This is a genomic window from Aquimarina longa SW024, assembly GCF_001401755.1.
GTDB classification, from domain to species: domain Bacteria; phylum Bacteroidota; class Bacteroidia; order Flavobacteriales; family Flavobacteriaceae; genus Aquimarina; species Aquimarina longa.
This window is the reverse complement of the sequence record NZ_KQ474102.1, coordinates 347,109-360,951: the sequence shown is the minus strand read 5'-3', so window position 1 is coordinate 360,951 and position 13,843 is coordinate 347,109. Positions and strand designations below refer to the sequence as shown.

Genomic DNA, 13,843 nt, shown 5'->3' with positions numbered 1-13,843 from the left:
AGTGGGCTATATGGGGTTTCATTTTTTTTAAGGTTTTAAGTAATTTTTAATATATCGATTTGTCGTATTGGTTTTTCTTGATTTTAGAGATAATGGTTTACTGTTTTTTATAGTACTTAGTGCTAATGGAGACTTGCGAATAGTAGTTGCTATCTCTAGAGAGGTTAATCGCTGTATATATGCTTCTTTGATCCAATTACGTAATAATAAAGCATACCCTCCATGCTCTTCTACACAACTATTAAATTGTTGTTGGTTAATATTCAATAGTGCAAATACTCTTTCTTCAAAAAGATGTATTCTCCTTTCTTTAAGACTAGAAGTTGTACTTATTGCCATTTGTAATTAGTTTAAGGTTATTATTTTGTCTGAGCTTTAAAAAATAAGATGTCATCTATTTTTTTATATTTAATCATTGAGTGTTTTTTCCTTCATCAGCTCCTTAGCTAATGCATTTATCTTTCTTGTACTTTTAGTCTTTCTATTTGGAAATTTTCCATTAAGTACATTACGAACATAAGATTCTGAAAGACCTAACCGTTTTGCAATCAATGAACCAATACCATAGAAATATTTATCTTTTATTTTATTTGATGACTTGTTCATATAATCAATTATTTGCTTCAATCTTAAAAAAACACGTACTTTGTTTATGTACTATAACACAAATATAAATAAAACTATTTATAATAAACAAATTTGTTTATAAAATATGACTGGAGAATATTTAAGAAATAAAATTATCATGTCAGGCTATCAACAAGTTGAAGTAGCTGAAAGGCTTGGTATAAGTGCTCAACACTTAGAAAGTAAACTAAAAGCAAAAGATATTAAAGTCAGTTTTTTACTTGATGTAGCTCGAGTTATAAATAAAAACATATATTATTTTCTTCCTGATTTAGAAAAGAAAAACAACAACAATAAAAATCAAAAAAGTACTGATTCACCAATTTCTTTGAAAGAAAATAAAAATATCAACCAGAAAGCAGATGAATTTATTCTAACACAAATTGCAGATATATTATCTAAACAGCTTACTCCTAAGTTTGATACATCACAAAAGAGTCTTGATGTTCTTACAGAGGCACAATCTAGAATTCTTCTTAACCAAGGTGAATTACTAGATCGTATAGAAGAATTGATTACATTTTTTAAAAAAGAAAAGAGAATTAGTTAATTACTCCTCCGTCTTATTAATTTTATCAATTGATTTCTCTAACAAATCAAGTAACCCTTCAAGAGTAATTTTTGAGTTTTTACGTATCTGGCTCCTAAGTTTTTCTTTTTCTTCTGGCTTTAAATCTTTACGATATTCGTCTAATAGAAGAGCATAATACAGGTTATTAAGACTCATATCTTTTCTGTATTTTTTTTAAACTTTCTCAAGAAATAAAACAAGAATATTAATATACAAGCAGAGAGAGTGATTAAAAATTTTAGATTTATATCATTAAATGATGTTTTTTTTAGGTTTAGAATATAAATACATAACTGATAAAGAACATTTATGATTGGAACAATGATCACAAATCGATATCGTTTTCCTTTAGCTTCAAAATAAGCAATTAGCCAACCTATTAAACCAAATAGGTTCACTAAAACTACATATAAAAAAACTCTTAATGAAGAGTACCCAGAGATTTTAGAAGGAATACCCTTGGGTACTATATCGTGTATATATGGTAATATAGAGCATAGTAATATTAACCCTCCTATCACAAATTCTTTAAATATCTCCTTCTTGTATTTCGTCTTTATCAAGTAATTTTTCATCATGTTGATCTAGCGGTTCAGGAGAACATCCCACATAGATAAAACTTATTGCATATAGTAGAATTAAGGCAAAAACTAATTTCTTCATTATCTTAGATTTTTATAAATTAAGTACCTAAGATAATTTAAAGTAATGCTAATTCCTATACTTTATCTGGGGTTGATAATGGAAAAAGTTAATCTATTCAAATGAAATCCTTATGAATAAATAGTTTTATTTATAAAATGCAATATGAGAAGAAATTTTGAATTTTCATTATGGTAAAACCTCAATATTTATATGTAAATATACTTATTAAATAACCATAGATACATTTTGAAAATCAAAGGATTGAATGCTCATTAACCTTTTTGTTAAATAAAAAACGATTTCTATCTCTATGTTATTTTTACACCAGCATGATCTTCTGTATTGTCTTAATTCTCAAAAAGTTTTGTATCTCATAAAAATAATAATGATATTAGACAAGGTAAAAAATTGTCTTACGCCAGACTTCTATGTTCATAAAATCAATTTATTACACAGAAAATAGAAGACTAGCAAAAAACAAAATTGTCCATATGTGTGACAAAGTTTTCTTAGCTGAGTCAATATTATCAAGAGTAGAATTTAAGACAAGCTATGGCTATATATTCGTTTTTAGAAAACGAATATATACTTAAATGGAAGACGCTAAAAAAGAGAATGATTTACGTGTATTGACAATCGATGAGCTTCGCTCTTTTGATGGATTTGAAAAGCTATCGGATCAAGAAGTATTGAAGATTATTACCACCTTAAAAGAAGTATCATTATTAGTACATAAATTATTATAAAAGATGGGATTAGAACACTTTCAAAGTTTTGCAAAACAGAATACTAATAAAATCGTTAGAAACAATAAAGCGGTTATCTACACTAGAGTATCTGATATCAAACAAAAAGAGAATACTAGCTTAGAGAGTCAAAAACAATTATGTGAAGATTTTGCTAAGCAAAATGGCTATGTCGTCTATGCTTATTTTGGAGGAATTAATGAGAGTGCTAAAACTGACGAACGAAAAGCTTATAAAGAGATGTTGGCTTATGTAAAGCGTAAGAAAATCACTAATATTATCGTGTATAGTTTAGATCGTTATTCAAGAACAGGTGGGCTTGCTATCGCTACTGTAGAGAATCTAAAGAAAAAGGGGATTAAAGTATTGTCTATTGCTCAAAATGTAGATAGTGATACACCTACTGGAACTTTTATGCAAGGTTTTCATTTGTTGTATAGTAGATATGATAATGATGTAAAAAGTACTAATACGATCAGAGGTATGCGACATAGGCTGTTAAATGGTTACTTTATGGGAGTTGCACCATTGGGCTATAAGAATACAAGAAATGAAAGCAATAAGCCTATTATAGTGCATAGTGACCAAGCTCCACTAGTAAAAAAGGCATTTTTATGGAAAGCTAATGAAAATCTTACTAATGTTGAGATTGTAGAGCGTTTAAAAAAACTAGGACTAAAAATCTATAAACAACGGATTTCGGATATGTTTAGGAATCCTGTCTATTGCGGATTGCTCTCTCATAGCTTAATAGAAGGAAAAGTAGTGAAAGGAATCCATAAACCTATAGTTTCTAAAGAAGTATTTCTTAAGGTTAATGGTGTTAATAAACAAAAAAGTAAACATAATGTAAAGAATGGGAATCTACCTCTAAAAGGTTTTGCCAGTTGCGCTTCTTGCAAAAGTCCTCTTACTGGTTTTATTGTAAAAGCTAAAGGGATTTATTATTACAAATGCAAAACCAACGGTTGTTCTTGTAATCGTAATTCAGGAATACTGCATCAGTATTTCAAAGATATATTGAGCATATACCAAATAGATAAAAAACTAGTTGCTCCACTTAAAAAGCAACTAAAATGGACTTTCGAATATTTTAATAAAACAGATAAAGATAATCTCCCAATATTACAAAAGAATCTAAAGGTTCTGGAAGATAAAATCGAGAAGATGCAGGAACGTTATGTAATTGGTGAAATTGAAGTTGAATTGTATCGAAAATTCAAGGATAAGTTTACTAATGAAAAAGCAGAAATTGAGCAAGAAATCCAGAATAGTAGTTCTTTGAGTTCAAACCTTGATAATTATATTGAGAAAGCTTTGCTATTATTTTCTAACCTTCACAAAATATGGGAGTTAAGTGATTATACAGGGAAGCAAAAATTACAAAAAATACTCTTTCCCGATGGAATAGTGTATAATCGAAAAAATGACCGAGTTCAAACTTCTTCTATAAATCCAATAATGGAGTTAACAAGCTGTTTATCAAAGAGTCTACTGAAAAATAAAAGCGGACAAGAATTAGTTTTACCTAATTTGTCCGCTTCTGTGACCTCGGCAGGATTCAAACCTGCAACCTCTTGAGCCGTAATCAAGTGCACTATTCAGTTATGCTACGAGGCCTTTTTGCGGGTGCAAATATATGTGTTTTTTATATATCTGACAAAACTTATATTGATTTTTTTATAGTGAGAAAAAAACTACTTGAAGTTTTCCTGAAAAGCGATGCTAAAAAAAGAATCAAGTAGCTTATTAATATACTTTTAATTAAAATTTATTAATTTGTTTCACAGAGATAAGATTGTTTTTTAACATCATCTTTTTAGCTAGATCAGTACCAATTAATGATTGTAACAAATTTTCATCATTATTTTATTTACCTCCATCTTGGATATAAATTTCTGATAATTTTAATTCTTCAAGCTCTCTTGCTATATATAAAGGGGTTTTATACTTCCATTCTGCTCGTTCTTGGTGAGTAAGTCCGTGGTTACCAATTTTGCATTTTCATAAGGTTGTGCATCTGCCATTGTTTTTTGTGTTTTAGCTTTAAATTGTGTTACTTCATAATTTTTACGTTCTTCAATACCAAGGGTATTGTACAGCATAGGCAGTTACTAGGTTCTGTATAAAAAAAAATATGCCAGAAATAACACTTAATGCTAGACCAATACAATACCTAATCATATGAAAATTACGACGTACAATAAACCAATTTAGTATTTTAGATATTCTAATAAATGGTTTGATAATAAATATGATGATTTCTGCAAGAATCATTAGTATTCCTGCTAATGTTAGCATATTTGATATTTTAAAAATTATTAATTGATTTTTTTAGCTATTTTTCTCTTTTTTTAGCCTCTTTTTCTAAATTTCATTATTTTCGGTTGATGAATATACAAGATTATATCAGAGATATTACTGATTTTCCAAAACCAGGAATTCTATTTAAAGATATTACCCCTCTATTAGCAAACCCTAAAGCTTTAATAAGCTGTGCAGATCAATTGGTTGAATTATGTCCAGAAGCTACTAGAATTGATAAAGTAATAGGTATAGAGGCTAGAGGATTTATTATGGGAAGTATGATTGCAGAACGTTTAAAAGCAGGATTTATACCAGTAAGAAAAAAAGGAAAACTACCATACGATGTGAATTCTAAAAGTTATAATTTAGAGTATGGCAAAGATTCTTTAGAAATACATGTAGATGCTATTAAAGAAGGAGAATATGTTCTAATTCATGATGATGTACTTGCTACTGGAGGTACGGCTAAAGCAGTTTGTGATTTGGTAGAAGAGTTAGGAGGGGTAGTAGTGCAGTGTAATTTTATTATGGAATTGGGTTTTCTAAAAGGAAGAGAGCAACTTAATACTCCGGTATCCGCTCTTTTAAAATATTGAATATAAAAAAAGCTTTCATTTTACCGAAAGCTGCTCATATTGAGTTTTATTTTTTGGATGTGGCAATTATTGCTCCATCTTTAGCTTTATCCCCATAAATACTAATCGCTGTTTCGGGTTTTAAGAAATCTACTTCAGCTAACATGTCTGATTTAGCTAAAGAATCTAAGGTTTTAAAATCAGTTTCTTTTCCATCAATGATAATCAATTTTTCAATATATGGGTTATCAACAAAACTAAATCTCCTAGATGTGGAATTCTGAAAGTTATGTGTTTGTGGTCCACTAAAAGAGAAATTTTGAGCATTATTTTCTTCAAAATTAAAAGATTCCATTATTTGTTCTTTTAATTTTTGAATATCAAAATGTCCATTAAAGAATACAGAATCTTTTTCTTTATCAAAATTAAAAGCAAAACGATGTTTCTTTATGATACTATCTATATCGATTTTTGGGTTATTAAATCCAGATTGATTCTTCCAAGTTGCAATATCAAACATACCAGAACTAGAGATAAACAAACTGCCATCTTTGTAACCCAATTCTATTTCTGAAATAGGAGTTTGTGATGAGGAAGAGTATTGACTTTTTGAATTTCCTTTTTTAAGAATAATATTCAGGCTAGTAATCTCATTTTTATCATTATAATTTATTTTTTTTATAAGTAATTCTATGCTATTCTCTGAAAAGAATTTTTTTAGATCTTCTAATTCTTTTTCTGATGTATTCTTATTAATTATAGCTGTTATTTCATCAGATTGAATATGGTCAATTCTATAATTTTGTTCTATAATTGTAGTAAATGCTTTTAAGGGAAGCATACCTAGTATACTCACCCCTAGAATAATCCATTTTTTCATATGATTCTTTTTAATTCTTTATTGGAATGATAACTTCATTATTAAATACGAGAGATAATAATGGGTGTTGCATTTTTTTATTATTTACTAAATAATGATTTTCAACCTAAAGCTTTTTTGATTACATATAATTTCCATCCAAATATAAGAAGTTGTAATTTAGAGGCTTTGTTAAGATCTAGACGCTTTTTAGTAAAACTAGGAAGGATTACTTTATTGAATTTAGCGATTACCAAAAAAACATGTTTTTGCATACTTTAAAAGTACAAAAAAACATAAAAATCTAAGTAGTTTATACTCGTTTTAATAATTCTCTTTTACGATCTCTTGATATAGACAATGTTTTTCCGTCACTCATTATGATATGCCCACCATTATCGTTGCTTAATAGTTTAAGATAGTTTAGATTTATAAGGTTTGATTTATGGGCTCTAAAAAAATTGAATGGTAATAATTCTTGTTCAAAAAACTTAAGGTTTTTGGAGACTATCATTTTTGGTTGGTTGCTAAAAGTGATAATTGTATAATTGCCTTCAGCAATACAATACATAATGTCTTCAGTTTTAATAAAGTGTAGCCCTTTAGCGTCTGATATTATAATTTGTTTAGGAGATTCTCTTGTAGGCTGAGTAGTTTTAAAATTTTGAGAAAGATTCTTTTTATTAGAAAGCCGTTCTTTTCCGATATATAAAGTTGCTTTAGCAACTGCTTCTTTTAGTTTAATAGGGTCGATGGGTTTTAATAGATAATCAATAGCATTATATCTATATCCTTTTAGTGCATAATCATTGTGTGCAGATATAAAAATTATTTTAAAATTCATTTGTTTTAGATTAGGAATCAAATCAAAAATGGTGTTGTTTCCTATCTGAATATCTAAAAAAACAATATCTGGATGATGTTTCTCAAACAATATTTTTGTAGATGCTTCATCCCATCCTTCTCCTATTATTTCTACTTGGGTGCAGTATGTATTCAATAGTAGTTTTAAGCTACTCCGTGCCATTTTTTCATCATCAATAATAATAGATTTAAGTGGATTGTTCATATGTGGTTGTTTATTATAGGTAGATTAATGATAATTCGTGTACCGTTTGGAATTTTAGAACTATCATAGAGATCTATAATTTTTATGGAGGTTTCTTTGTAGCCTATTTTTTTTAAAAGTTTTATTCTTTCTAAGGTATTTCTTGATGCTATAGATAGGTGTACATCATTTTTAAATTTCTTATTTAATTCTAAAGATTTTCTACGACCTATTCCATTATCTTCAATGATGCATAGGATACTATCTTTCTTTTGCTGAAAAGATAATTTTAGTATTTTTATATTTTTAGAACTTAATCCGTGTACAACAGCATTTTCTAAATGGGGTTGAATAATCATTGAAGGTATTTTAGGATTTAACTCAGACAAGTTCTCATCGATATCTAGTTTTAATTTAAATTGGTCATTAAACCTTTTGTTTTCAAGAGCGATATAGGTTTTTATAATTTCTAATTCTTCTGCAAAATGAATATATAAACTATCAGAGTTAGATAATATCTTTCGGATCAAATGTGATAACTGCCTCATATGTTCACTAGCTTCGAACTTGTTTTTTTGAAGAATAAAACTTTGTAGTGTGTTAAATGAATTAAACAAAAAATGAGGATTCATTATGGATCGTAATGATTTTAATCTAATTAAGCTTATTTTTTCGTTTAGGTGTGCAATTTTCAGCCTACTTTTTTGATAGATAGTTAAAAAAATTAAAATGCATATTACAGTAAGTATTCCTGAACTTAATGCTATAATTTTGCTGTTATAAACTTGCTTATTGGTTTTTAAATTTTTGTTTTTAAGATGAGTAATTAATTTATTCTTTTCGATATGTCTTTTATTAATTTCTGACCGAGCAATCTCTTTTTTTAGATTATTTCTAGTGATTTTTTGATGATAGTTATTTTTAGCTTTTAAATAATAAATAGATTGTTTTAGATCTCCTTTAATTTCATATACTTCAGCTAGATCATTTAAACTAGAAATAACTGTAATAGGACTTTTATTTGTACTGTTCTGTATTGATTTTTTATAATAATCAATTGCTCTATCATAATTTTTTAATCTATAGTTTAATTCTCCTATAGTATGAAAAATAAATGTCTCATCTTCAGCAATAATGTTTGTATCGATATAGGTTTCAATAATTTTAGAAGCTTCTAATAGTTTGTTTTGTAATATATATCCATAAGCCATATTATTAGCTGCAACTTTTAAGGTTTTTTTGCTCTCATCTTTAGGTGTTTTTTTAAGAAGATTAATTGTTTTTTTAGAAAAATAAACCATTGCCGCTGGATTATTAGAATCATATGTAGAGGCTATATTTAATAGGGTAATAGCTCTTAGATGATATTCATCTTCTTTGATGTACTCAAGAGATTTTTTTAATTTTTTTCTAGCAAATTCAGATTCTAATAATTCATTAAATAAAACTGCTTGATTTATGTATAAACTCCATACTGTTATTCCTTTTTTATAATCTATAGACAATTCTTCAGCTTTGTTATAATATTTTACAGCTTGTAGGTATTCTTCTTTTTTATGCATTTGTCTAGCTAACATAACATATCCTCTTATTCGACAATTTTTATCATTGTTGTTTTTGCAATAATTTAATAACCAAAATAACTCATTAGTATCTGTGTTTTTTGGTTGCTCAAATGTTTGAAAATTTGTTAAATCAATATAGCTTTTAATGATGCTGTCTTTGTTGTTGAGGCGTAGTGCCAGATGTTGTTTTTTCTTAAGATATATAAGTGTTGAATCTTTTGTTTTTTTATAAGTATCAGTTACAATTGTATTCTGAGCAGAAATAGATAGAGAAATTAAAAGTTTAAATACAAAAAATAGGAAGGGTGTAATTTTATGTATTTTCATATTTAAAATGTGTGTAATTGAAGTTGGTAAAACACTTAAAGTTATGTTATTTTTTTATGATTTTCATGATTTATTTGTTAAAAATGATGTTGAATGTAGCATAAATAAAGGAACCATAAGAAAATACAATTATTAATGTCTGGCTATTATAGGTTTATGTTTTTATTATCTTATTTGATTATATATAGATGATTATGTGTCTATAATAGTGTTTTAAAATATGGATGCTATTTTTTAAAAAAACTTTTGAGATAATAGTATCTTCGCCAAAAAATAAAATTCATGATTACGAGTATATTTTATGTTATCATAGGACTTATTCTCCTTGTAGTAGGAGGGGAATTTTTAGTTAGATCTTCTGTAGCATTATCTTTTAGGCTTAAATTATCTCGTATGGTTATTGGATTAACTGTGGTTTCTTTTGCAACTTCTGCTCCAGAATTATTGGTAAGTATTCAAGCAGCGCTGGATGGTTTGTCGGATATGTCTTTAGGTAATGTAATAGGTTCTAATATTGCTAATATTGGCTTAGTATTAGGGATTACTGCAATTATTGGTCCTTTGGCTATTGATAGAGATTTTTATAAGTTTAATTGGCCGGTAATGGTATTATTATCTTTTGCGTTATACATTCTTTTGGGAGATGGTGTTTTAACTTCATTAGAAGGGTTTATATTATTTTTATCATTATTGATTTATCTTGTTGTATTGATTAGAAGAGCTCGTAAATTTTCTGATACTATTTCAGAAAAACTAGACGAATCACTAGAGCAAACATCTAGTTTTAAGATTATAGTTTGGCTTCTTATAGGAGGAGTGGCGTTATATTTTGGTTCTGAGTTATTAGTTAATGGAGCAGAATCTATAGCACTAAAAATGGGAGTTAGCGAAGGAGTAATAGCACTCACTCTTATTGCCGTAGGAACAAGTGTTCCTGAATTAGCAGCATCAGTTATAGCTGCTCTTAAGCAAGAAAAAGCAATCTCATTAGGAAATCTTATAGGATCTAATATTTTTAATATAGCATCAGTTTTAGGGATAACTGCACTAATTCAGCCGATTGTAGTAAAAGATGAGGTTTTGATAAATATAAACATGTATTGGATGCTTGGTTTTGCTATTATTTTACTTCCCTTAGCTTTTATACCTAAAAAAATGATACTTGGACGTTTTAAAGGACTTTTGATTTTTGGAGCATACTGTGTTTTTATAGCATTAGTTTTCATGAAATAACTTATTGTGAATACTAAAATTTGATATTTGATCAATCGAATTATTAAAATTCTGTTTTAATAAGAATTATTAGGCTAGTCCTTAATTGGAGACTGATTGCCTGTTTTTTTTTGTTATTTATATGGATTTAATTATTCAAATATATTCTTAGGAATTACTGTTTAAAAAAGGGATATAATATCTATGTTGTATGCCCCAAAATTATATCCTTTACTTGCCTTTATGTAATAATCCATATCTGTTATACAATCACAAAACCTCTTCATACAAATAAGGAACTTTATTTATAAGATTAAAAGTAGTTTTATCCCGAATATCAATCTTTAAATCTAAAAAAATATGAAAACACGAAAAATCATTTATGCAATTATGGGAGTCGCTCTTTTTATTGCAACATCTTGTTCTAAAGACTCGATAAGTGATCAAAACCCTGCAACGAATAATGCTAATTCAGAAACTACATTTTTGGAAAATATAGAGTCAGAATCCTCTTCTAAAAATGGGATAGTTTTCCCAGATCAAGTAGCGACAAAGAATCAAGAATTTATTGATTTTTTAGAGGGAGATTGGAGGATTACGCGATTTACTATTCCTGAAAAAGAAGGAAAAAAAAGTTGGATTAATTCTATTGGACATTTTAGTATTATAGAAGGCAAAATTATAGCGTCTATAAATAAATGTACTGGTAGTTCAAATGGATATGATATTTATTTTGAAGTAGGTAGCTTAAAAAAAATAGGTTTAAACGATGTTAGAGGAGTTTTAAAGGGAACAGGTGGACCTATAAAAGGAGGTTTTAGGGCACATAACAGATCTCTTGGTTGTAATACAGACGCGTTTGCTTTAGCTGATGGATTTGGGTACTCTTTAACTAGATTTGGAAATGTAGAAAAAACCGAAAGCCGAGACGTTGCTATAAGCATAGAAAACAATTTATTGGTGGTAGGTGATTTTTCAAAAAATGAAATTATTGTATTTAAAAAAATGGAATAGTTTAAAAGAGGAGGGAAAGTATTAAAGAAGAGACGTTTTTATAATTATAGTTGAGTTTGATTATTAAAAAATTGAATATCCGAAATACCCCTCTTCTTTTTTTAAATTCAATAAAAAGAAAAGGTTAAATATCGCCGATATTTAACCTTTATTTCATTACTAAAATATCGAAAGTATAATACATTACACTTTCGATATTTTTTAGTTTAAGAAGGTGAATGTTCTATAATATCCATGATGCATCGTTAAACGATCTAGTAAATATTTAGTATAACAGCATGCTCTTAATGAACCTCTACAATGTATGTTAAACAAGGTCTTAGATTTAGTGTATAGATTCTTAAATTCTACTTTTTACTTGTCTTCATGTAATAATCCATATCTGTTATACAATCAAAAGACCTCTTCATACAAATAAGGGACTTTATTTATAAGATTAAAAGTAGTTTTGTCCCGAATATTAATCTTTAAATCTAAAAAAACATGAAAACACGAAAAATCATTTATGCAATTATGGGAGTCGCTCTTTTTATTGCAACATCTTGTTCTAAAGACTCGATAAGTGATCAAAACCCTGCAACGAATAAAGCTAACTCAGAAACTACATTTTTGGAAGATATAGAGTCAGAATCCTCTTCTAAAAATGGGATAATTTTCCCAGGTCCAGTAGCGACAAGGAATCAAGAATTTATTGATTTTCTGAAAGGAGATTGGAAAGTAGTACGTTTTACTATTCCTGAATCACGAGAAGGAAAAGAAAGTCCAGTTGATCATATTGTGCATATGGAAGAGGATAGAGGAAATGGTTTAATAGCATTAATAGAAGATTGTCCTGGCGATATAGAGAATACGATGAATATTTACTTCAAAGCACGTGATTTAAGAAAAATATCTTCTGGGGTTAGAGGGGTTTTAGAAGGAACTGGGGTTTTTACTTCTAGATTTGGAGGTTGTAATCTTGATTTTGTTGCTGCAGCTAATTCGTTTGGATTTGGTTTAAGTTCAACAAGGACTAACTTGGAAAAAAAGAAAAATCAGGAGATTGCTATAAGTATAGAAAATAGCTTATTGGTAATAGGTGATTTTTCAGCAAACGAAATTATTGTATTAAAAAAAATTAAATAGTTAGATATATAAGCTATCTTAACTAGTATGGTAAGCGCATTTTTTTAAAACGTAATAGAAGAAAAAGAAAATATCGAAAGTATATTAAATTATACTTTCGATATTTTTTAGTTTAAGGTTTACAATTAGTTGGCTATTGTATTAAAAAATTAGACTGCTAGAGCTGCAACATCTGCTGTTTTAACAGTTTTAATAATTCTAGCTGCAATTTTATAAGGGTCTCCATTAGAAGCTGGTCTGCGATCTTCTAACCATCCTTTCCATTCATTTTCTACAGTGATAATAGGAATTCTAATAGAAGCTCCTCTATCAGATACCCCATAAGAAAATTCATGAATAGACTGTGTTTCATGCTCACCAGTTAATCGTTGATCGTTAAACTCTCCGTAGACATCGATATGTTCTTTGGTAACAGGTCTAAATGCTTCACATATAGTTTCGTATATTTCTTTAGAACCACATGTTCTTAGTAGTTCATTAGAGAAGTTAGCATGCATTCCAGAACCATTCCAATCTCCTTTAATAGGTTTTGGGTGGTATTCTATATAAAAACCATAGTGTTCAGTCAAACGATCTAGTAGATATCTAGCGATCCAAATTTCATCTCCTGCTTTTTTAGCACCTTTGGCAAATAATTGAAACTCCCATTGTCCACTAGCAACCTCTTGATTGATACCTTCGAAGTTTAGACCAGCAGCGATACATAAATCAGCATGCTCTTCAACAAAATCTCTACCATGTGTATTTCTTCCTCCTACAGAGCAGTAGTACATACCTTGTGGTCCTGGGTATCCTCCTACGGGGAATCCTAATGGTAATTGAGTTTTGGTATCCATGATAAAGTACTCTTGCTCAAAACCAAACCAAAAATCATTATCATCATCATCAATTGTAGCTCTTGCATTAGATTCATGAGATGTTCCATCAGAATTTAGAACTTCAGTCATTACCAAATATCCATTTTTTCTTGCAGGATCAGGGTATATAGCAACAGGTTTTAATAAGCAATCAGAAGAACCTCCTTTTGCTTGTCTTGTAGAACTACCATCAAATGACCACATTGGGCAATCTTCTAGCTTTCCGCTAAAATTTTCTTCAATTTTTGTTTTACTTCTTAAGTTAGCAGTTGGTTTATAACCATCTAGCCAAATGTATTCTAATTTAGCTTTACTCATAATTAATACTTTATAAATTGAATTAGTACAGGCTGTAAAATTATAAT

The 13,843-nt window shown here is 28.6% G+C and carries 18 protein-coding genes and 1 tRNA gene; 7 read left to right on the top strand and 12 right to left on the bottom strand.

Going from position 1 to position 13,843, the window contains the following annotated elements:
- Positions 1-27: 27 nt before the first annotated feature.
- Together N456_RS17715 and N456_RS17710 are read right to left on the bottom strand one after the other, a co-directional pair.
- Positions 28-339, bottom strand: a complete 312-nt coding sequence (locus tag N456_RS17715) for a hypothetical protein (RefSeq protein ID WP_062060080.1) — start codon at positions 337-339, stop codon at positions 28-30.
- A gap of 69 nt (positions 340-408) precedes the next feature.
- Entirely contained in the window at positions 409-606 is a 198-nt protein-coding gene (locus N456_RS17710) for a helix-turn-helix domain-containing protein (protein ID WP_062060078.1), read from the bottom strand.
- Positions 607-712: 106 nt separating this feature from the next.
- On the opposite strand from N456_RS17710, the gene N456_RS17705 reads away from it, so the two are divergent.
- Entirely contained in the window at positions 713-1,177 is a 465-nt protein-coding gene (locus N456_RS17705) for a hypothetical protein (RefSeq protein ID WP_062060076.1), read from the top strand.
- On the opposite strand, the gene N456_RS24600 is transcribed toward N456_RS17705, so the two are convergent.
- Together N456_RS24600 and N456_RS25185 are read right to left on the bottom strand one after the other, a co-directional pair.
- Positions 1,178-1,354, bottom strand: coding sequence for a hypothetical protein (locus N456_RS24600; protein ID WP_158447926.1), 177 nt, complete (start codon positions 1,352-1,354; stop codon positions 1,178-1,180).
- Positions 1,355-1,726: 372 nt separating this feature from the next.
- Positions 1,727-1,861, bottom strand: coding sequence for a hypothetical protein (locus N456_RS25185; protein ID WP_262482852.1), 135 nt, complete (start codon positions 1,859-1,861; stop codon positions 1,727-1,729).
- A 575-nt stretch (positions 1,862-2,436) separates the two neighbouring features.
- Here N456_RS25185 and N456_RS24595 point away from each other — a divergent pair.
- On the top strand, positions 2,437-2,589 hold the full coding sequence (locus tag N456_RS24595; protein ID WP_158447866.1) for a hypothetical protein: 153 nt from the start codon (positions 2,437-2,439) through the stop codon (positions 2,587-2,589).
- Between the two features lie 3 nt (positions 2,590-2,592).
- Positions 2,593-4,170, top strand: coding sequence for a recombinase family protein (locus N456_RS23795; RefSeq protein ID WP_082422579.1), 1,578 nt, complete (start codon positions 2,593-2,595; stop codon positions 4,168-4,170).
- On the opposite strand, the gene N456_RS17695 is transcribed toward N456_RS23795, so the two are convergent.
- The 3 genes from N456_RS17695 to N456_RS17690 all read right to left on the bottom strand — a co-directional run bounded on the left by N456_RS17695 (position 4,136) and on the right by N456_RS17690 (position 4,890).
- Positions 4,136-4,209, bottom strand: a tRNA-Arg gene (locus N456_RS17695). The two genes, N456_RS23795 and N456_RS17695, sit on opposite strands and share 35 nt — an antisense overlap.
- A gap of 308 nt (positions 4,210-4,517) precedes the next feature.
- Entirely contained in the window at positions 4,518-4,694 is a 177-nt protein-coding gene (locus tag N456_RS24590; protein WP_158447925.1) for a hypothetical protein, read from the bottom strand.
- Complete coding sequence (locus tag N456_RS17690) at positions 4,669-4,890, bottom strand: hypothetical protein (RefSeq protein ID WP_062060072.1); 222 nt, start codon at positions 4,888-4,890, stop codon at positions 4,669-4,671. Before N456_RS17690 ends, N456_RS24590 begins: the two co-directional genes overlap by 26 nt.
- An 89-nt stretch (positions 4,891-4,979) precedes the next feature.
- On the opposite strand from N456_RS17690, the gene N456_RS17685 reads away from it, so the two are divergent.
- Positions 4,980-5,492, top strand: a complete 513-nt coding sequence (locus tag N456_RS17685; protein ID WP_062060070.1) for an adenine phosphoribosyltransferase — start codon at positions 4,980-4,982, stop codon at positions 5,490-5,492.
- A gap of 46 nt (positions 5,493-5,538) precedes the next feature.
- Here the strand turns inward: N456_RS17685 and N456_RS17680 are convergent, their stop codons facing one another.
- From N456_RS17680 to N456_RS17665, 4 genes are all read right to left on the bottom strand, one after another.
- Positions 5,539-6,351 carry a hypothetical protein gene (locus tag N456_RS17680; RefSeq protein ID WP_062060067.1) on the bottom strand — a complete coding sequence of 271 codons (813 nt, stop codon included), beginning with the start codon at positions 6,349-6,351 and terminating at the stop codon, positions 5,539-5,541.
- A 101-nt stretch (positions 6,352-6,452) separates the two neighbouring features.
- On the bottom strand, positions 6,453-6,605 hold the full coding sequence (locus N456_RS17675; RefSeq protein WP_062060065.1) for a hypothetical protein: 153 nt from the start codon (positions 6,603-6,605) through the stop codon (positions 6,453-6,455).
- Between the two features lie 38 nt (positions 6,606-6,643).
- On the bottom strand, positions 6,644-7,399 hold the full coding sequence (locus N456_RS17670; protein WP_062060063.1) for a LytR/AlgR family response regulator transcription factor: 756 nt from the start codon (positions 7,397-7,399) through the stop codon (positions 6,644-6,646).
- Complete coding sequence (locus N456_RS17665; protein ID WP_062060056.1) at positions 7,396-9,270, bottom strand: tetratricopeptide repeat-containing sensor histidine kinase; 1,875 nt, start codon at positions 9,268-9,270, stop codon at positions 7,396-7,398. Before N456_RS17665 ends, N456_RS17670 begins: the two co-directional genes overlap by 4 nt.
- 282 nt (positions 9,271-9,552) lie before the next feature.
- Between N456_RS17665 and N456_RS17660 the strand changes: the two genes are divergently transcribed.
- The 3 genes from N456_RS17660 to N456_RS17650 all read left to right on the top strand — a co-directional run bounded on the left by N456_RS17660 (position 9,553) and on the right by N456_RS17650 (position 12,621).
- Positions 9,553-10,503 carry a calcium/sodium antiporter gene (locus tag N456_RS17660; RefSeq protein ID WP_062060054.1) on the top strand — a complete coding sequence of 317 codons (951 nt, stop codon included), beginning with the start codon at positions 9,553-9,555 and terminating at the stop codon, positions 10,501-10,503.
- Between the two features lie 339 nt (positions 10,504-10,842).
- A complete protein-coding gene (locus N456_RS17655) occupies positions 10,843-11,496 on the top strand; it encodes a hypothetical protein (protein WP_062060052.1) in 654 nt (217 codons plus the stop codon).
- Positions 11,497-11,979: 483 nt separating this feature from the next.
- Positions 11,980-12,621 (top strand): hypothetical protein, encoded by a 642-nt coding sequence (locus tag N456_RS17650; RefSeq protein ID WP_062060050.1) that lies wholly within the window; start codon positions 11,980-11,982, stop codon positions 12,619-12,621.
- Between the two features lie 149 nt (positions 12,622-12,770).
- Here N456_RS17650 and N456_RS17645 read toward each other — a convergent pair whose 3' ends face one another.
- On the bottom strand, positions 12,771-13,796 hold the full coding sequence (locus N456_RS17645; protein ID WP_062060048.1) for a glutamine synthetase beta-grasp domain-containing protein: 1,026 nt from the start codon (positions 13,794-13,796) through the stop codon (positions 12,771-12,773).
- Positions 13,797-13,843 lie beyond the last annotated feature (47 nt).